Origin of the sequence: Bifidobacterium polysaccharolyticum, from assembly GCF_016101585.1 — a bacterium.
Taxonomy (GTDB): domain Bacteria; phylum Actinomycetota; class Actinomycetes; order Actinomycetales; family Bifidobacteriaceae; genus Bombiscardovia; species Bombiscardovia polysaccharolytica.
The window spans coordinates 16,806-35,320 of record NZ_JACFQG010000002.1 but is presented as its reverse complement, the minus strand read 5'-3'; the positions used below and the strand labels follow the sequence as shown (position 1 = coordinate 35,320).

The following is an 18,515-nucleotide window of genomic DNA, read 5'->3' as shown; positions in this document are numbered from 1 at the left end:
AGGCATGGCGCATGTTCACTTCGATTGCTGAACTCGTGAGTATGGCCGAAGAGCGTGGATCGTCGATATCTGAAGTGGCCATCGACGAGGAGGTGCGACGTTCGCACCAGACCCGTGAGCAGATCTGGGCAAGAATGGCCAGGAATCTGCAGGTCATGCAGGCTGCCGTTGCCAGGGGGTCCCAGGGCGATGGCGTGTTTTCCAAGACTGGGCTGAGTGGTGGCCAGGCGGCTCTGCTGGAGCATTATCGGAAGACGCGAACCAGCCTGAGCGGTGACGCCATGCTGCAGGCCGTTGAGGCCGCCATGGCTACCAATGAGGTCAACGCGGCCATGGGCATCATTTGTGCGACTCCTACCGCCGGCTCTTCGGGCACTCTGCCCGGCGTGCTCACAGTGCTCAAGAATCGAATGGGGCTGGATGACGATGGGTTGATTCGCTGCCTGTTCACGGCAGGGGCTTTCGGTCTGGTTACCGCCAACAAGGCGATGATCTCCGGAGCTACAGGCGGTTGTCAGGCCGAAGTGGGCAGCGCATCCGGCATGGCTGCCGCTGCAGCGGTTGAGGGTGCTGGAGGCGATCCTGATGCCTGCGCCCAGGCCTTCGCCATAGCCATGAGCAATCTGCTGGGCCTTGTCTGCGATCCCGTGGCCGGCCTGGTGGAGGTGCCTTGCGTAAACCGCAACGCCATCGGCACTGCCAACGCTTTGATTGCTGCTGATATTGCCTTATCGGGTGGCGTCAGCAGAATCCCGCCCGATGAGGTCATCGCAGCCATGAAGTCCATCGGCGAGAGCATGCCATCGTCGCTTAGGGAGACCGGCATTGGCGGGCTTGCGGGTACTCCCACCGGCAAACGGTTCCGCAAGACCGTATTCGGCAAGTGATGCGGGGCAGATGTATATAAAAGACGGATGGTTCCCGTCCGCCTTCCTGCCTCGGCTGTTTTTCCAGGCTGGTCGGCGGCGGTCGGCCGGTTGCGACAGAGGCCATAAGGCTTGGGAAGAGTTGTGCGGGGCCGGTTTTCGTGTCCCCCGAAAGTCATAGAATTCAGATATGTTAGATATCAGGTTCATTCAGGAACATCCGGATGTTGTCCGTGAATCACAGCGCAAACGCGGCGAATCGGTCGAGCTCGTCGACGAAGTGCTGAAGGCGGACAGCGAGCGCAGGGCGGCGCTCCAGGATTACGAAAGCCGCAGGGCCGAGCAGAAGTCGCTCGGCAAGCGCATGGGTTCGGCCTCTCCTGATGAGAAAGCCGACCTTCTGGCCCAGACCAAGAGTTTGTCGGACAAGGTGAACGCCTGCAAGGCAGCCTCTGACGAGGCCAACTCCAGGTACACCGATCTGATGTGGAAGTTCAGCAACGTAGTGGAGCCTGAGGCGCCCGAGGGCGGCGAGGATGATTACGTGGTGGTCAAGAAAGTCGGTACTCCGCGTGACTTCGCCAAGGAGGGTTTCGAGCCCAAGAACCACCTGGACCTGGGCGTTGGCGTGGCTGGTATTGACATGCGCAGGGGCGTCAAGGTCTCCGGATCCAGATTCTACTTCCTGCGCGGTGATGTGGCCCGGCTGGAGATTGCCATGCTGACCATGGCTGTGGACCAGGCCATGGAGCATGGATTCATTCCTACGATCACCCCCACTTTGGTCCGGCCCGAGGTCATGGCCGGCACCGGCTTCCTGAACGCCCATGCCGACGAGATCTATCGTCTGCGTGAGCCTGACGACCAGTATCTGGTGGGCACCTCCGAGGTCTCCCTGGCTGGCATGCACGAGGACGAGATTCTGGATTTGAGCAAGGGTCCGCTGCGCTACTGCGGTTGGTCCAGCTGCTACCGGCGAGAGGCTGGTTCTGCCGGCAAAGACACCATGGGCATCATCCGTGTCCACCAGTTTGACAAGGTGGAGATGTTCGTCTACTGCAAGCAGGAGGACTCCCGCGACCAGCACAAGCAGTTGTTGGCCATGGAGCAGGAGATGCTGGCCAAGGTGGACGTGCCCTACCGGATCATCGACACCGCCGCAGGAGATTTGGGATCCTCGGCTGCGCGCAAGTTCGATTGTGAGGCCTGGGTGCCCACCCAGGGTCGCTACCGGGAACTTACGTCAACCTCCAACTGCACCGAGTACCAGGCCCGCCGCCTCAACGAGCGCGAGCGGCTGGAGGACGGCTCTACGCGCCCTGTCAGCACCCTGAACGGGACCTTGGCCACCACCCGTTGGCTGGTCGCCATCCTGGAGAACCACCAGAATGCCGATGGCTCCATTGTCATCCCCGAGGCCATGCGCTCTTACGTGGGTGGGAAAGAAGTCATCGAGCCCAAGACCTGGGAGGCCTGAGTCGCCTCTGTCGTGAGCGACCGACATTCCGCTGCTGGTTAGACCAACCCTGATGTCGTATGATGAGTGACGTGCCTGATTGGCACGTCTTTTGGACAGGTGTCTGAGCGGCCGAAAGAGACGGTCTTGAAAACCGTTGTGGCGCAAGCCACCGCGGGTTCGAATCCCGCCCTGTCCGCCTGGTTGATGCCCCGGAGCTATCTCCGGGGCATTCTTGTATTCGCTGAGTTCTATGTCCGCAGTACTGAGGTCAGCGGTTGTGACAGCGGTTTGGGCTGGAACTTGGTGTCTACAATGATGGATGGTAGCCATGCTTAATCACGTGAGCCGACCCTTGGGTGCCGACTCTGCAAGGGAAAGGTCGGGTCGTGGATCAATTCATCGCCATTGTCTCTCTGATCGGGGATTGGCTGCTTTTCACATTCCCGCTCTTCCAGGGGCTGATGGAGCTGCAGGAATATCAGGAGCTTCTGGACGACTTTGATCAGCTCAGCAAGAATTGGGATGAGGTCTCGCCTTGGTGGTGGCTGGTGCCCATCGTCAAGATTCAACTGGAGCGCAAACGCGGGCACGAAATTCTCCGTCAGGCTACCAGGACCAGATCAGAACGTCGACGGGCGCTAAGCTTCCTCGATCAGGCAACGGCCTGGTACTTCGTGTCGGTCGCAGGCTGGCTGAAGATGGTTTCCTCCTCTTATGAATTGCTTGAAACATACGAAGCCAAAGAGAACATATGGCTGTTGGTTCTTCTGATCGTTCTGCTGACCTCCGGTGGTCTCTTCAACGCCTACTATCGCATAGACAGGAAGCGTATAGGCCAGAAGGAGGAGGAACTGAAGCCCGACTCTGAGGTGGCCAACGATTGATGAGGCACCCATGAGACCAGGCAATGGCAGCGCTGATCCTGCAGCCAGAGTAGGCCTTGATGCCCAGGTCGGTATGGATAAGAGGTCATCAGACTCGGGGGACAGGATGGTTCCCCAGCCGGTGCGAGAGCTTCTGGATGGTTTGAGAACAAATTGGCGTGTCGTTCAACACCCGCCCTTGGATACCATCGACCAAGGCATGGAGCTGGGCATTGCTGACCTGCTGGGGCTCTCTGTGGAAAACATCTCCAAGTTCCTGCTGCTGGAGGATGCTGGAGGTCTGCTGATACTCCTGGTGGCCAGGGGCATAAGGCGACCGGATTTGCGCCAGGTGCGAGCAGTGGTCGGTTGCCGGAGGCTGCACATGGCCTCAGCTGCCACCCTGAGCGAGTGCCTGGGTACGGTGCCAGGTAGGGTCTCGCTGCTGGATCTGGTGGGTCATCGTGGCCAGGTGAACACCGTTGTCTTGGACGGTAATCTGACGGCAACTGACGAACAGACAGCACTGCCGTTAGGCTCTGACGACGTGTCTGTCTGCTTGCCCGGCTCTTGCCTCCCGGATTTTGCTCGGAAGCTGGCATCCCAGGTGTTCATACTGCCAGAAAGTTGAAGCTGTCGGCTCAGTCATTGCTCCTGGTCTCTGCTCTGGGAGAAGCTGGAAACCGTTGTGTGTGAAGGAGGGAAGGAGCAGGCCGGTGAGGCTGAATCTGTCTTGGAGGAAAGGGCCGTCGGCGGATGAGATGGATCAGGACAATCGTTCCGACCCGGTCCAGGCGACCAGGCCGGGTCGAGCCAGCCGGTGGCTGGTAGCGTTCAGGGCCGCCTGTTGCGGACTGCTGGTGGGAGTACTGGTGGTGCTCTACCGGCAAGGCATCGGCTATGGCACCCGGTTCGCTCGATGGGCCTACGGGCAGATGCGTGATCAGCCTCTGATGATCCTTCCTTGGTTGCTGGCCGCCCTGCTGGTCGGGCTGGCCCTGGCCTGGATGGTCAGCCGGGTTCCCATGGCCTCCGGCTCCGGCATTCCACAGGTGGAGGGAGTGGTCATCCACGGCATGCGCATGCCTGCTCTGCCCGTGCTTGGCGTACGATTCGTGGGCGGCCTGGCCTGCGGCATGTTTGGCCTGTCTCTGGGGCGCGAGGGACCCTCGGTGCAGATCGGCGCGGCCGGTTCCCAACTGGTTTCCCGTGGGTTGCGCCGAGACCGTGTGGAGGAGACCTGCCTGGTGACCTCCGGTGCGGCAGCCGGTCTGTCTGCAGCATTCAATGCGCCGCTTTCGGGGATGGTCTTCGCTCTGGAGGAGATCCACAGGTCTTTTTCTCCCATGATTCTTCTTTCGGCGGCCATGGCCTGTCTGAGTGCTGATTTCATCGCCAAGAACCGCTTCGGCCTGCGTCCGGTCCTGGACTTCACTGCTATGCCACAGCTGACCATCGGCCAGTATCTGCTGATGATCCCCCTTGGGCTGGTGGCAGGTCTGGTGGGAGCTGCCATGAACCGCCTGCTTCTGGGTGCTCAGAGTCTTTACAGTCACCTGCCCTCGAAGCTGGGACCGGTGATCTCCCTCTTCCTGGCTCTGCCGGTCGGATTGCTGCTGCCTGCCGTCCTAGGTGGCGGCGAGGATCTGATCGGCAAGGCGGAAGGCGTTCGCGAGCTGGCCTGGTCAGTGGCCATCAACCTGTTGATTCTGCTTCTGGTCAAGATGCTCTTCACGGCCAGTTCCTTCGGCAGCGGCGCCCCCGGAGGCATCTTCATGCCCATCCTGGCAGTCGGCACGCTGACTGGGTCCCTGTGCGGTATGGGTGCAGCCGCACTCGGAATGCCCATCCGGATCATTCCGGTATGCGCGGTCTGCGCCATGGCAGGCACCCTGACGGCCTCGGTCAAGGCTCCCATAACATCCATCCTGCTGACGGTGGAGATGTCTGGATCCCTGGTTCATATGCTTCCCGTGGCTTTATGCGCCTTCACGGCCCTGATGGTGTCCGATTTGCTGCGTGTTGAACCCATTTACGAGGCTCTGCTGGAGCGTTATCGACGCGGACGTGCTCCCGATGCCCAGGTTCCTGACAGGGTCACTGTGGAGTTTCCCATAGAACATGGCAGTCCAGCGGCTGGTCGTCTGCTGGGACAGGTCCCCTGGCCGCACGGATGCGCCGTAATCGGTCTTCGCCGGGGCGAGCATAGGCTAATTCCCGCTGGTGATCTTCGGCTGCTCGCTGGGGATGGTGTCATCCTGCTCTGTCCGGGTGATCGTCTGGACCAGGCCCGCCAGGTCATGGAAGGTCTCTGTCGCTGACTGGCATTCTCTAAAGAATGGTCAGGCACTGCCCGCGAACCGCCACGGCCTGGAAGTTGCTGATGGCCACCATGGGCTCATCGTCGCCGTAGCGGTCCAGAATTTTTCTGGTCACCTCGGCGAAGGGCTCGGAATCAAGATGGGGCAGGAGGCGGAAGTCCACCAGGCCCAGCCCTGCGGTGGAGTCCAGATTCGGGGCGGCTGAGCGCGGATCCATGGCATCCAGGAAGCCGATATCGGGACCGGTCACCACAGCGCCGGCCGATTCGCCGATATAAGGTTTGCCCTGACCCACCTGCTGCCTGATCAGATCAGCAGCACCTGAGCGACGCAGCTCTTGCAGCAGGAAGAAGGTGTTGCCGCCGGACAGATAGATCAGGTCGTCCTTCTCCAGACTGCGACGCATGGTCTCCGGATCGGCGGTCGAGACTTCCAAGTCGTCGATTCGGCAGCCCATGTCGGTGAAAGCCTGGCGAGCTTCCTGGACATAACTATCTGAACGTTGTGGAAGGTTGGCCGTGGGGATGAAGGCCACCGTATGATTTTCGGGCGAGCCTTCGAGGAAAGCGGGCAGCCTGTCAGCGGTAGCGGAGAATGAGGATGTGAGCAGCAGCCGACGCATAACGGCTCCTTTCGTGCCCGGCGGGACTTCCGCCCTGGGCAGGTCGCAAAACGTAAGATTCGACCATTGCTGGCTTCAATATATCCATTCGGTGGCCTTCACCTAGTGATTGACCACGTGCCTTCTGGATTCTGCCGCAGGTTCTGTAGGTCCAGATGTTTATTCTGGGGGCATGGCAAGGCAGCATCGGGAGTTCCAGCAGGGATTAAGCCAAGGCGTATCGGGCGACCTGCCAGGTGAGGATATATTCAACGATGACCGCCCCGACCCAGCGGCCCCAGGTGGCAGCATCCTCTTCGCTCTGCCTGGGACCCTGGTGGACTGGGACCCGCGCCGAGCCTTGGTCGGGCATTATCCTGACGGGGTGGTCGATATGGTTCTGGACCCGGAGGACCCTTGGGGCTTCGCTTGTGTCAGGAGGCAGATCAATCTGGGCGTGGACCCACAGCAGGCATTGGCCGATTATGAAACCACTCACGGACCTGCGGTCGCTTGGGTGGTTCGCGTCTGTCTGGAAAACTACACCTTGGCAGTAAAGGGCCTGCTTCCTGGAGCATCGGATCTGCTGGGGGATCTGCGGCGAGCCGGCCTGACCCTTTGGGGTCTGGCGACGACGACCAGTCAGCTGACCGAAGCGGTGTCAGACGTTCTCTCGCCCCTCTCTGCTCTGAAAGGTGTTCTGATTTCATCCGAGGAGCATCTGGATCTTTCCGATCCGCTCTTCTATCGTCTGGCTCTGCGTCGTTTCGCCATCAGCCCCGGGCATACGATTTTCGTCGATGTGGATCCTGAGCATGTGGCTATGGCAGACAGACTGGGTATGGAGGGGATTGTTGCCCGTGATATCAGTAGTCTGCGTCAGCTCCTTCGCCAGCGGGGCATTGACTGCTGAGCGGACGTTCAGACGATGCGGCGGTCTGCGGCCCAGCGGGTCAGTTCGGTTCGGTTGGAAAGCTGAAGCTTGCGCAGGACGTTGGAGACGTGGGTCTCAACCGTCTTGATGGAGATGAAAAGCTCGGAGGCTACCTCGCGGTAAGTGTAACCCCGGGCAATCAAGCGCATGACCTCCTGCTCGCGCGCGGAGAGTCGATCCAGTTCGTCATCTTCCACCCGACCGGCATCTGCGGCCTCGTCCTCCTGGAAGGCGGAGAGCACGAATCCCGCCAGCTTGGGGGAGAAGACTGCATACCCCTCGTGAACTTGACGGATTGAGGAGACCAGGTCCTTGGCGGAGATGGTCTTGGTCACGTAGCCACGTGCTCCGGCACGGATGACTGAACCCACGTCCCTGGGCGAGTCGGATACGGAAAGAGCCAGAAAGACCGACCGTGGGGAGAGAGGATGGGAACGGCTCAGAATTTCGGCGCCTCCGCCGCCCTGGCCGCCAGGCACGTGAACATCCAGCAGAACCACATCGGGACGGGTCTGCTCGACCATGAGAATGGAGGACTCCACGTCTGCCGCCTGGCCCACGACGTGGAAATGCGGCTGCAGGGTGGTGATGACGCCGGTACGGAACATCTCATGGTCGTCGACGACGGCTACGCGGATGCTTGCGGGCCCATCCTCGGCTTGATGGGGCTCTGCTGCAGTCGTGGTCATGGGCGTGGTTCAGCCCGCCTTTCCCGACGCGGGTCCTCAAGCGTGGAAAGGATCGGACCGGCATGCGTCTGTGAATGAATGGTTCACCACGTATCCTATCATTGCTGTGCCTCAGTCCCTTTTTCAGCCTGATCAACCTCGCCCTCCTGATGCTGGCTGGCCTCGGACAGCGGCATGTGCATTCTGACCTCGGTGCCCCAGCCCGGGCGGGAGACGATTTCGACCCTGCCGCCACGCCGACGAATCCGACCTATGATGGACTCTCGGATTCCCAGACGGTCAGCTGGAATCGCATCCATATCAAAGCCAGAACCGTGGTCGCGCACGTAGACTTCAACCTGATTCCTGCGGGCCTCGCAATATACGGATATGGGTTCGCCACCGTGGGTGACCGCATTGACCAGGGCCTGCTGGGCCGCGTTGAGCAGGGCGTCGGTCTGCGCGCAGGGCATGGCATCGCCCACGGTGACCACCTCGATTGGCTTGCCTGAATCATCCTCCACCTGTGCGGCTATCTGGCTCAGCCCAGTGCTGACGGACCGGTCTGAGGGAGTGCGTTCCTGATAGAGCCAGTTGCGCAGATCGCGCTCCTGGGATCGGGCCAGGGTGAAGACGGTATGCGGGTCATCGGCATGCAGCTGAATCAGAGCCAGGGTCTGCAGGACGCCATCGTGCAGATGGGCTGCCATATCGGCCCGTTCCTCCTCGCGTTCCTTCATGGCGCGTTCATCGCCCAGCTGGCTAATGATTGAGCCTACCCAGGGCACAACCACTGCGGTCACGCCCACAAGCAGCAGTCCGGCCAGGACTATCAGGGTCAGGGCCCAATGCAATTCCTGGGTGGAGAGCAGGAAGATTATCGCAGCAGACAGGATCAGGGCCAGGCTGCCGATCAGGGCCGGCAGGTGGTAGCCGGTTCCTTGGTTTTCCGGCCTCAGCCAGGCCAGAACTAGCCCGGCGCAAAAAAGCAGGCAGGGGACGACAAAGGCGGGGCGCATACCGCTGTTGAGCAGAAAAACCGTGGTCAGCAGGAGGATGATGCCTAGGCCTGCCAGCAGTCTGGTTATCCGCCCGGGGGTGATGTTGTGGTCCTCCTTTTGACCCGATTGCCCAGTAAGAATGCTGGGTGCCAGCGGAGCCGATCGCGGGTCATTCGGTTGGACCGCCTGGGTGGGATCGCCCTGGGGCAGTATCAACCAAAGGAAGCAGTAGACCACGCAGGTGATCATTTTGGGGGCCAGGAGCACCATGACCAGGCGTATCCAGAAGACGGGAATACCCAGGTGCAAACTGATGCCCTTGCAGACTCCGCACAGGATCCTGCCCTTGTGCGGCCTCATCAGGGGCATGCGCGCAGGGTGCAGAGGAGGTGGTTCCTTCAGCATTCGCTGTTCCTGCATGGGTGCGTTCATGCTTCCATTATCGTTTTCGGATGGTGCCGATAAGGCGATAAACGGAAGAAATCAGGGTCGAATCAGGGTGTTCCCCCATAAGATTTGCGCTGGCTGGGTGTTGTAATGAAGACATGAGTAGCGACATGAACGGCAATGGCCCTGATAACGGCTGGCGGTGGAAGTCCGACAAGTTCTTCCGCGCCTGCAGGGAGTCCTATCTGATCCGCGACCAGGGATGGATCGGCGGCGTCTGCGTAGCCTTGGCCCGTCGGCTGGGCTGGAGCGTAACCCTGGTCAGAGCGCTGATGATTTTGGCGGTCTTTCTCTTCGGCACTGGTGCCGCCTTCTATGGTTTTGCCTGGTTCGTCTTGCCGGATCGGCGTGGGGTCATTATCGCCCAGGAGCTGATTCACGGAATTTGGCATGCTTCCATGGTGGGTATTATCATTTACTGGCTGCTGGCCATCCTGATTCCTGGAGTCGGAATCGTTTCCCTGGCTTTGGGTGCATTGATTTTGTATCTCCTTATCCGGTGGAGTCGCAATAAGGCCCTGGAGTACCAGAGAGGGTACTGGGCTGGGCCGGATGCCGGCAGGCCGGTTTCGGGCGATCCTTGGGTGATGGGACCGCAGTATTCGGAACGGCCGAGTGGTGCAGGTTCGCAGTGGTATTCGAATCAGCCTGAGTTTCCGAGCTTTTCAGGGTATGAGGGATACCAGGATTACACAGGGACGCGAAGCAATGCACAGACAGCAAGTGATGCGAGTTCGGAAGGATACAAGGATCAGCCAGAGCATTCCGATTCGTATGGAACTTCGGAGCAACAAGGGGATGTAGCCTCTCCTGGACCCATCTCTGAGACAGAGGATTCGGTAAACGCCGGCAGCGATTCGAATAATACGCAAGATGGGGGCAATCCCAGCGCTGGTGCAGCTCCCGGAGGTTGGACAGGGGCAGAAGGCCCTGCAGAACCTGCTGGGAACAAGAATCAGTCGTATGGATTCAGTGCCTGGCCGGGCTATGGTACAGCCGGGTCATTCTCGACAGGGCCGGGAATGGCCCGTAAGGCTCCGTCGGTTCCGCCCCGGCTGCGGCGTCGTCCCGCCGGACCTGTGCTGGTCAGTCTTCTGTCGGGACTGATCCTGGTCTCCGGTGCAGGGGTCTGGTGGATGGCCACGAACCCCTATCGCGGATTGAATGCGACCTTGGCCTACGCTCTAATCTGGGCTGGAGGCGTCACGCTGACACTTGGCGTGGTCATACTGATCCTGGGCTTGATGGGCCGCAGGTCAGGAGGATTGACTCCCATTGCCTTGATGGCCAGCCTGGTTGTTCTGATTCTGGCTACCGGTTCGGCCATACCAGGCATTGAGCAAACCCAGAACCGCAGGATCTTGGCCGACTACGCCACAGTTCAAGTTAACGGCAGCAACTATGGGCGCTCGTTGGGGGCGAGCAGTGCGGACATGAGGCGTTATCGCCGCGGCACCGCGCTGGTCGGAGACCCGCAGGATCAGGGAAGTGCCGTCATTGACCTGACTGGTTATGAGCGGGAACACGGTACCCATCGTGTTCAGATTATGGATGATGCGGTGAGTACAGTCTCAGGCTGCCCGACGGGCACCGTGCGCCTGGCTGTGGCCTATGCTGACGTTCGCTTGCTCATTCCTAAGGGGTGCAGTTTGTCCTATAGGGAACACACCGACCTCTACAGGGTCTTGGGATCAGGCGCGGCTGACTGGATAACCGAGACGGAACAGGGAAACCGGATGTGGTGGGGCAATACGTCGTCATCAGCTGAACGACGCAATTGGGAGGAAGCCCTGCGAGCGTCCAAGGAGGATCAGTGGCATATGCCCGACGATCCCGAATTGATCGTCGAAGCCAATCTCATGGACGGTGCACGGGTCACCGTGCAAGCCCAGGGGAGTGCTACCCAGCCGAAGCGGGCGCAGCTCTACAGCGGCTCGATCAATGAATATTGGGATTATAGCTACAATCCATGGCAGTTTGGGGAGGATCAGGAAGATGACTGATATACAGCAACCAGAAGGAGGCCAGCCCCAGCCGCTGGATCGTCAGGAGCGCACCACCAAGGTCATGCCGGTTGAATCGCAGGCACCTCCGATATATCAGGTTCGGATGCAGCCGCCGGAGCCGGTCCGTCCTAGCGGCCCCAGCCTGCCGACCATCATTTTTGGCGCCCTGGTTGGACTTTTGGCTCTGACCATGTTGGCTTTAGGATTGGTCTTTCTGCGTTACGGTACGGATCTGACCATAGTCATACCCTGGCAGCGGATTATTCCATTGATTTTTGCCGCCCTGGGCGTGGTGCTGATTGGCGCGTCTGTATTAGCCTGGCTGGCATCAGCAAGGCGCACCCGCTCTGTCTCAAAAGACCAGGATATTCCAGAAGATCAGGCTGCCAAGGATGGTCAGAGACCCCAGCAGGGTCAGGGCCAGGGTAAACCAGTGGCCAGCCCCGGCAACAGCTGGCTTGCCGTCAGATCGGCTGAAGACAGAGGTCAGGGTGCTCGCCAAGAGCAGGATGAGTACCAGACACAGGACGGACAACAGGGGCCAGCATGATGCCATCATCGATGACAGATGCATAAGGTCTAGCGCCTGGCGGACCACAGTAAAGGCATAGGCCAGCAGGGCAGCCATAAGTCCTGCGGCTAGCAGGCCTAGCGACCAGAGCCGTCCGGTCAGGCCTTTGCTGAAACCTGACTGTCGGTGGTCTTTGCCTCGAGCTCGCAGATGTGAGCTCAAGGCTCCAATCAGGGCAGATACCAGGGCAGCAGCCAGCAGAATGGGACCACTGGCCATCAGAGTCAACAGGGCGGTCAGCGAAGGTATCAACCCTGTATTCGTGTGCTTGGGCACTTGATTGAGCTGATGGGGCTGGCTGCCGGCAATCATAGGCGTTGACCATTGATCGGCTTTGGTGCCCATTGCCACGGCGTTGATCCAGTCTTCCAGATTATGGGTATATCTGGGTTCAAGGGGCAACCCGGCCTTGGCCAGCCGGCTGCCGGTACGAATCTGATGGTTGGTAGGGTAGTAGCGCAGGGTCACGTTGTCGTTGCCGATCGCATGTGTTCTGCGGATGATCTCGCGCGCACCCTGCTCTACTGGCATGGAAACATCCATGGTGCCGAAGTTGATCATGACCGGCATCCGCAGCTGATCCAGATAGGGCAGAGAGGGGAAGTCGGCGTACTCCAGGCCCAGCAGGGACAAGTCCATGCCCATGAGACGCGGTATAACGTTGCGAATCCCCTTAGGCGCGCCAATCAAGTCCAAATAGCTGGTGGCCGCCATGGCCATCTGCCGTCGTCCCGGGTAGACGGGAGGCGAAGTCAGGATGGAGAAGGCGATGCTGGGGTCCTTGGCGGTCATGATGGACGATATCCAAGTGCCCTCGGACTCGGCGTACAGGCCCACCTTGGTTGGATCCACGCCCGGCCAGGAGCGCAGACGGTCGAGGGAGCGCCCGTAGTCGGCGGCCATGGCCTGGTAGTCGCGATGGAAGGTGGTGTAGGTGTCCAAACGCTTGTCGGGCACCAGTGTGGTGATGCCGGCTGAGGCCATGGCTGAAGCCAGGTCGCCAAATACTTCGGAGGATTTGCCTGTTCCGGCGCCATGGATGAACAGGCAGGCTGGTCCGGTGCCTTTGTGGTCGCTTGGCTCTCTGACGATGGCCTGGATGCGAACTCCGCCAGCCAAAGTGATGCTGATTTTCTGCTCCCTGACTGGGTGGGTGCCCTCAGGGGTCGTGGGGCCCAAACTCGAAGCGACGGCAGTGGAGCGGGTCGAGACCTGCAGATGGTCGCGGTAGGGTTCTACCCGCCAGTCCGGCGTCATGGCTTGGCCCAAAAGGAGCATGACCAACAGGATGACCACAAAGGAGGCGGCGGTGAAACCCGCCCGTTTCAGCTTTTGCACCCGTCAACTCTACCCGACAGCACGACTGGTTGCAGAGATAGACCTCATGATTGTGGTTCAGGTGGTCAGTTCTGGGCCTGTTCGGCTTCGTCCAGGGTTTCAAAGCCGTTCATCTGCACTGTGGCCAGGATGGTTTCCTCGGTCAGGTTGCCGCCCCGGGCCTCGATCTGGCCCACCATGGATTGGTAGAGATCCAGCGTCCTGGCCGAATAGGTGCCCAGTTCGCCACGCAGATAGGTTTCGAAGGAGGTGGCCTCCGGAGTGTCTTCACTGGTGCGCAGGACTCGCATCTCCTGACCTAGACGGGGGTAGCGCTCGCGGAAGTCCTTGGCCCAGGCCACCTGCCGGTCGATGATGTGCTCCTGCTGCTCCTGGCGATCCAGGCCCAGCCTGGGCAGGTAGGGGGCAATGCTGCTGTGGTACTGGTCCGGGGCGGTGGATTCCATCATCCGCCCATACTTTTCGGTCAGCAGGTTGCGTCCCTGTGCGTCAGCCTGATCCAGATCGTCTGCATAACTGGCCAGCAGGGGATGAGGCCAGGTCAGAAACTGGCTCAGGCGCATCTGATGGAACATGGGCCAGTTGCCCTGACAGTTGGCCGGGCCACCCTCGTTGTTGACCTGCTGGAACTGTTCCCATTCGTGGCGGACGATCCCCTCACGCAAGGACTCATCATCCTGACATTGCTTGTCGTTTGCCATCCTTGGCTCCTTTCAGATGCTGTGCAGAACCGGATCGTCGCTGGAAATGTGGGCCTCGACATAGGGGCGCTGCCATTCCAGGAAGGTTTCCGGGCTGTTGGTCAAGCCCTCCGCTTGCAACTCTTCTACGATTCTTGCGCAGATGGACTCTACAAGCTTGGTAATGCGTTCGGCGGACGGCAGAGCTCCCTTGCCGCCTTCGCCAAAGCCTTGCCCCCCGTAGCAGGCAGCCGAAGCCAGGCGCAGGATGTCCTCCAGGTGCTCGGTCAGGTCGGACAGCCTGGTGGCCATTCGTCCGCTCAGTCGGCGAAGGGCCGCGAAGGTCCACTTGTAGTAGGGCAGATAACCGACTGTCAGCGGATTGTTGATCAGAAAGATCAGGGAGGCGCAGGCTTTGACGAATTCGTTAATCGACAGCATAGCTGCAGCCCCATCACCCCGCTGCAGACTCCGCGGCAGGTTGTACTGGCCCGCCTGAGCAATCATGCCCAGCCGGCGGGAGATCAGGCAGAAGCGCACATCGTCGGGCATGGCCTTGAACCCTTGCCGGGTGGCCAGCATCTGTCCCAGAGGATCCGCGAAAATCTTGCCATTGGTGGCTGCCGCCAGTGTGGCCTCGTCCAGGAGCAGCCACTCGTGGGGATGATCTTCCGGGGGCGCCTGCCGGTAGCCGGTCAGTGATTCGAAGAAGGCGCCGATCTCGAAGACGCCCACGCGTCTGTTGGCCCCCTTGGCTCTGACGCTGTCGGTCCGCGAACCGAACCCCATGAACTCGGTGGGCAGGGCCTCATAGTCCTTCTGCAACTGGTCGCCGATGGCTTGGTAATCCTCCCTGGTCAGCCACAGGCAGAAGCCGGGGCCGAAATCGTGATCCCGGGAGATGGCATCGTCAAAGCCGTAGCAGTCCGATCCATGGCCCATCAATCCCACGGCGATCCGACCGCGATACTGGGGGTAGTGTTCCTCCAGCATGGGACGGCCCACCTGCTCCCAATAGGCCTTGGCCAGGTCCAGCCCTTGAATACCCAGGCGGGGGTTATGCTGATCGCTGTCTTTGTTCTGATTCCTGGCTGGGGGGCGATCTGAGTTGGTCTGCGTTTGGATGGACGCAACTTCGTCAACCTGGTCGGATTGATTCCTGTCTCTGTTTTTCTCAGCAGCGGTCTGGGCCTGGTCCAGATTGGCCTTGGTGATCTGGTAGTAGTCGCTGCTCTTGCCGTACCGGTCCTCAATAATGGTCAGGGCCTTGCGGTAGGTGTCTACCGACTGCCTGAAGCGGCCGGTCAAATAGCAGACCTGGGCAAAGCCTGCAAGGGCCGAGGCATAGTGTGCGCTGTTCTCCAGATGGCCGGTTCGATAGATGTCCAAGGCTGTGTGAGCCTGGTCCCAGGCCTCCTGCAGAGCCTGTGGATTGTCGTTACGCTGCATGAGCAGGAGGGCCAGATTGGTGTGGGTGGAGGCCAGGTCCAGATCCCGGGAAGGATCGGTGCTGGAATTCTCCAGTATGTCCATGGCTTGCCGCAGCTCCTGCTCGGCCTGGTCGGGTCGGTCGGTTTCGCTGTAGAGCATGGACAGGTTATTATGCAGGGCCGCCAGCCGCCGGTCCTTGGGCCCAAGGGTCTTGGCTGCGGAGGCAAGCGCCTGCCGGTAGAGGTCTTCAGCCTGGTCGTACTTCGTGGCTGCCCGCAGACCTGTGGCTGCATTGATCAGGGTGGTCGTCCAGGCATCGGACCCCTCGATGCGCATTCGGGAGGCAAGCTCGATGGCCCGCTGGATCATCCACATGTTCTCTTGGTGGCGGCCCTGGGACCGGTAAAATCCTATGGTCTCGTTCAGTACAGTCAGCAGTCCGGCATCATCGCCTGCATTCTCCGCATCCACCAGCGCCTGTTGCAGGTAGGGTTCAGCTTCGTCGCGAGCCTTGCCGGCGCTGAAGATGGCATCCAGACCGTCGAGGAAGGCTTGGGTGTCGAAGGTGCCGTCCGGTTGCATGTAGGACTGTTGGGGTTCTTTCTGCCTGCTGCCTAAAATCGGTGTCTGGTCCTGGCTCATTTGGCTCCCTTGCTGTCAGGGTATCTGTAGGTGCCGGTTCCTCGTGGAGCTCTAGCGCCTGGTCGCTTCTATCTATCAGTCTAGGCTGATGGTCTTTGACGGACTTTAGTCGGCTATGTCGCCTAGGTCACACTTGCTCGGTGCAGTTGCCTGAATAATCAACGAGTATCTCGGCCAAACATCGCTCATGATTTTGGAAGTGATGGTTTCTTCGGTACTGCTCATCCGCATCGTTCCAATATTGGCGTAGGAAAGCATACTGCTTGATCTTGTGCAACCCCAGTTTCTCCTTGCAGAATTCGCTGGGTTTCATGTTATTGACATGCGTCCAGTCCCTATAAGCCCCTCTTTGATGATGGCCAGGATCTCGATCTCCGGACGGGTAGTCAGAGTAAATACACGGGCTTTAGACTGGTACAGAGGCGACAAGTGAAAGCGCTCATTTGGCGAGTCAATAATACGGACGATATTCACGCACGAAGAACCATAAGTAACGGAAAGGAACCGTTCCTCGATATCCCTATCCTTCCGGCAGCGGGTATAAAGCCGACCAGTCTGCGGATCCTCAATAAGCGAATCTTTAGGAATGATCAGTTTTCCTTCTGCCAGCAGGAGTTCAAAGATGACGCTTTCGGCAGATCCCTCGCAGATAACCAAGGTAGGTTGGTTATATATCGCTTGACTATCCATGAACCGTATCCTTGACGTAGCTCCGCAGGGCGCTGATGGAAGCGGCTGAGGGTACCGTTCCTTGCAAGGTACCTGACATGAACTGGACGCTCTTCTTCAGTTCACCGCGCGTGACAAGTTTGTTGTATCTGACCAGTTGGAATCCCGCGTTCTCATGTCTGACAGCGAACCAGATGTTGTCCTTTCTGGTGAAATGATCCAGCAATTCAGGGTAGTGCGTAGAAAAAACGAGTACTGCCCCATGCGGGTTAGTGGCGGGAGAGGAGAACAAATCGATGATGGCGAATACCAACTGCTTGTTTATGCTGTTTTCGATTTCGTCTAATAGTAGGTAACCTCCTTGTGCAAGTGTTTCGATAGCATGCTGCGCCAGGGATGTTCCGCGAAATGTTCCCGCCGATATCATGGCCACAGCTTGTGAGGGATCACAATTACGTTCAAGCTTTTCGTTGCGGAACTTGATATGGAATTGGTGATCGCTTACCTCTAAGTGTTCGATGGTCGGATCGAATAGACGCACCACTTGGGATGGAGGAGTGACGGGAATGGACATTTGCAGCGGATTTTGCAGACAGATGGTGACCATGGTCTCCTTGGCCCGCAAAATCCCGCTCATCAGAGAGCGATCGGGGGGTAAGAATCTCTTGACGTCCTCAGCCAGCTCCTTTCCGTCGCCGGACTTGTTCATTCCCCGAGTCGCTACAGTCACCCAGGATTCTTCATCGCCATCAATGGTTCTTCTCAAACGAATCTTGCTCAGGCTTCTGCCCGCATACTGGCACAGCCGTTCCTTTTCAAAAACCAAGGGAGAGTCGGCGGTGGCCTCGTTCTGATCTGCGCGTCGAAGTGTGGCATTGAGTAGCCAAGCATCGCCGTCTTCTTCGAAGATAATGCGTGCTGTAATCGTAGGCTCAAGAATGTCCATCAGCGAATCGATGGTGGAGCGTTGAGTACCCAATGAGGCGCCCCTGGCAATGTTGATGATTAGAGAAAGCAGGCGTAGATCAGTGGTTTTGCCGGAGGCATTGATGCCGGAGATGCCAATGGCTGTGACGATGCCAAGCGGTGAGGTGGTGCCCTGAAGGCGATGGGTGAAGCTGCCATCGGTAATCCTATCCTCGGCGAACAGGATCATGCGTAGTGCGCCCTTGTCGTATAAACGAAGTCCTTTGAGGTCAAAGGCTAAGATCCGCATCATGCTCCTTTGAACAGAATATCTGTTTATATGCTACACCTGAATGTTGGTGATTGGTTGTTATGTGCCGAGGAACCGCAATATTAATGCAGTAGGCAATTTCAGAATCGTCGGGGCTGTGATCCTTGAACTTATAAAACGCGAGAAAAACGAGAATCGCTTTTGCTTTTTAAGAAGAGAAAGAGAATAGCGAGGTTAGTGTTCTTACATACATCCGTCTTCAAAAGTCTTGTAACGGCCGGCGGGCGCAACCGCCGCGGAACAATCGGGGGCCGCGGGCGGCTCCTTCTCTTTGTCGGGCTCCTGAGCGGTGACCTCCTGCACGGGCTCGTTCGGTGTGACGGCCAGGGTCGGCTCCGCTTCAGCCCGCTTCTTGGCAGCTGCGCCGGCGGTCTTCCTGCTACCATTGATGACCCCCTTCAGGCGTGCGGCGGCCTTGCCACCGAAAACGGCCAGCCCGACGAAGAACTCGATGCGGATGCGGTAGGCGGGCTTGTCCTGCAGCTGGCCCCGATCCTGCACTTTGACGCCCCCGTTGGTCAAGCCGGTGACCGCCTGGTCGCCTTCCGAGGAGCCGTATCGTACTGCGTAGATGCTAGAGGTGGCTGTCGCTGTGCCTTGAGTCTCAAATTGTGCGAGGATCCGCGTGTTATCCGGGTCGATGCCGGCTTCCCGGACCGGGCTGGCCTCCGCCGGAACCGGCTTCCCCTGCGGGGAGTCGGCCAGACGCATGTGGAGCCTGTCGAAACGGTGGATGAAATGCATGGGCATGGTTGCTCCTTGGTAATCGGACGCACGATTA

Annotated in this window: 16 protein-coding genes and 1 tRNA gene; 8 read left to right on the top strand and 9 right to left on the bottom strand. The window is 59.2% G+C overall.

The genetic code is table 11. The features are described 5' to 3' along the window. The first annotated feature begins 11 nt into the window (after nt 1–11). From sdaAA to H3T90_RS03325, 6 genes are all read left to right on the top strand, one after another. Complete coding sequence (gene sdaAA, locus H3T90_RS03350) at nt 12–887, top strand: L-serine ammonia-lyase, iron-sulfur-dependent, subunit alpha (RefSeq protein ID WP_046323279.1); 876 nt, start codon at nt 12–14, stop codon at nt 885–887. A gap of 169 nt (nt 888–1,056) precedes the next feature. Continuing rightward, nucleotides 1,057–2,343 (top strand): serine--tRNA ligase, encoded by a 1,287-nt coding sequence (gene serS, locus H3T90_RS03345; RefSeq protein WP_198229616.1) that lies wholly within the window; start codon nt 1,057–1,059, stop codon nt 2,341–2,343. Nucleotides 2,344–2,436: 93 nt separating this feature from the next. Continuing rightward, a tRNA-Ser gene (locus H3T90_RS03340) sits at nt 2,437–2,521 on the top strand. Between the two features lie 190 nt (nt 2,522–2,711). Further along, the gene (locus H3T90_RS03335) at nt 2,712–3,209 is read left to right on the top strand and encodes a hypothetical protein (RefSeq protein ID WP_046323277.1); all 498 of its coding nucleotides are present in this window, start codon (nt 2,712–2,714) and stop codon (nt 3,207–3,209) included. Nucleotides 3,210–3,219: 10 nt separating this feature from the next. After that, nucleotides 3,220–3,819, top strand: coding sequence for a YbaK/EbsC family protein (locus tag H3T90_RS03330; RefSeq protein WP_198229615.1), 600 nt, complete (start codon nt 3,220–3,222; stop codon nt 3,817–3,819). Nucleotides 3,820–3,949: 130 nt separating this feature from the next. Then, nucleotides 3,950–5,509, top strand: a complete 1,560-nt coding sequence (locus H3T90_RS03325; protein ID WP_232350571.1) for a ClC family H(+)/Cl(-) exchange transporter — start codon at nt 3,950–3,952, stop codon at nt 5,507–5,509. 10 nt (nt 5,510–5,519) lie between these two features. Here H3T90_RS03325 and H3T90_RS03320 read toward each other — a convergent pair whose 3' ends face one another. Then, nucleotides 5,520–6,131, bottom strand: coding sequence for a Type 1 glutamine amidotransferase-like domain-containing protein (locus tag H3T90_RS03320; protein WP_198229613.1), 612 nt, complete (start codon nt 6,129–6,131; stop codon nt 5,520–5,522). Nucleotides 6,132–6,303: 172 nt separating this feature from the next. Here H3T90_RS03320 and H3T90_RS03315 point away from each other — a divergent pair, with 172 nt between their 5' ends. Continuing rightward, nucleotides 6,304–7,023: an HAD family hydrolase gene (locus tag H3T90_RS03315; protein ID WP_198229612.1), complete on the top strand. Its 720-nt coding sequence runs from the start codon at nt 6,304–6,306 to the stop codon at nt 7,021–7,023. Between the two features lie 8 nt (nt 7,024–7,031). Here H3T90_RS03315 and H3T90_RS03310 read toward each other — a convergent pair whose 3' ends face one another. Beyond that, nucleotides 7,032–7,733 (bottom strand): LuxR C-terminal-related transcriptional regulator, encoded by a 702-nt coding sequence (locus H3T90_RS03310; protein ID WP_046323273.1) that lies wholly within the window; start codon nt 7,731–7,733, stop codon nt 7,032–7,034. 98 nt (nt 7,734–7,831) lie between these two features. Further along, complete coding sequence (locus tag H3T90_RS03305; protein WP_052733421.1) at nt 7,832–9,118, bottom strand: ATP-binding protein; 1,287 nt, start codon at nt 9,116–9,118, stop codon at nt 7,832–7,834. Between the two features lie 140 nt (nt 9,119–9,258). On the opposite strand from H3T90_RS03305, the gene H3T90_RS03300 reads away from it, so the two are divergent. Beyond that, nucleotides 9,259–11,163, top strand: a complete 1,905-nt coding sequence (locus tag H3T90_RS03300) for a PspC domain-containing protein (RefSeq protein ID WP_198229611.1) — start codon at nt 9,259–9,261, stop codon at nt 11,161–11,163. 355 nt (nt 11,164–11,518) lie between these two features. Here the strand turns inward: H3T90_RS03300 and H3T90_RS03295 are convergent, their stop codons facing one another. From H3T90_RS03295 to H3T90_RS03270, 6 genes are all read right to left on the bottom strand, one after another. Next, nucleotides 11,519–13,075, bottom strand: a complete 1,557-nt coding sequence (locus H3T90_RS03295; protein ID WP_198229610.1) for an alpha/beta hydrolase family protein — start codon at nt 13,073–13,075, stop codon at nt 11,519–11,521. A gap of 65 nt (nt 13,076–13,140) precedes the next feature. Further along, on the bottom strand, nt 13,141–13,776 hold the full coding sequence (locus H3T90_RS03290) for a DUF4125 family protein (protein WP_198229609.1): 636 nt from the start codon (nt 13,774–13,776) through the stop codon (nt 13,141–13,143). Nucleotides 13,777–13,788: 12 nt separating this feature from the next. Continuing rightward, nucleotides 13,789–15,768, bottom strand: coding sequence for a DUF4037 domain-containing protein (locus H3T90_RS03285; protein WP_232350569.1), 1,980 nt, complete (start codon nt 15,766–15,768; stop codon nt 13,789–13,791). Between the two features lie 369 nt (nt 15,769–16,137). Next, nucleotides 16,138–16,518 (bottom strand): hypothetical protein, encoded by a 381-nt coding sequence (locus H3T90_RS03280; protein WP_110425699.1) that lies wholly within the window; start codon nt 16,516–16,518, stop codon nt 16,138–16,140. Then, entirely contained in the window at nt 16,511–17,716 is a 1,206-nt protein-coding gene (locus H3T90_RS03275) for an ATP-binding protein (protein WP_198229607.1), read from the bottom strand. The genes H3T90_RS03280 and H3T90_RS03275 overlap by 8 nt, the downstream gene beginning before the upstream one ends. A gap of 201 nt (nt 17,717–17,917) precedes the next feature. Next, nucleotides 17,918–18,484 carry a hypothetical protein gene (locus H3T90_RS03270; RefSeq protein WP_198229606.1) on the bottom strand — a complete coding sequence of 189 codons (567 nt, stop codon included), beginning with the start codon at nt 18,482–18,484 and terminating at the stop codon, nt 17,918–17,920. Nucleotides 18,485–18,515: the final 31 nt, after the last annotated feature.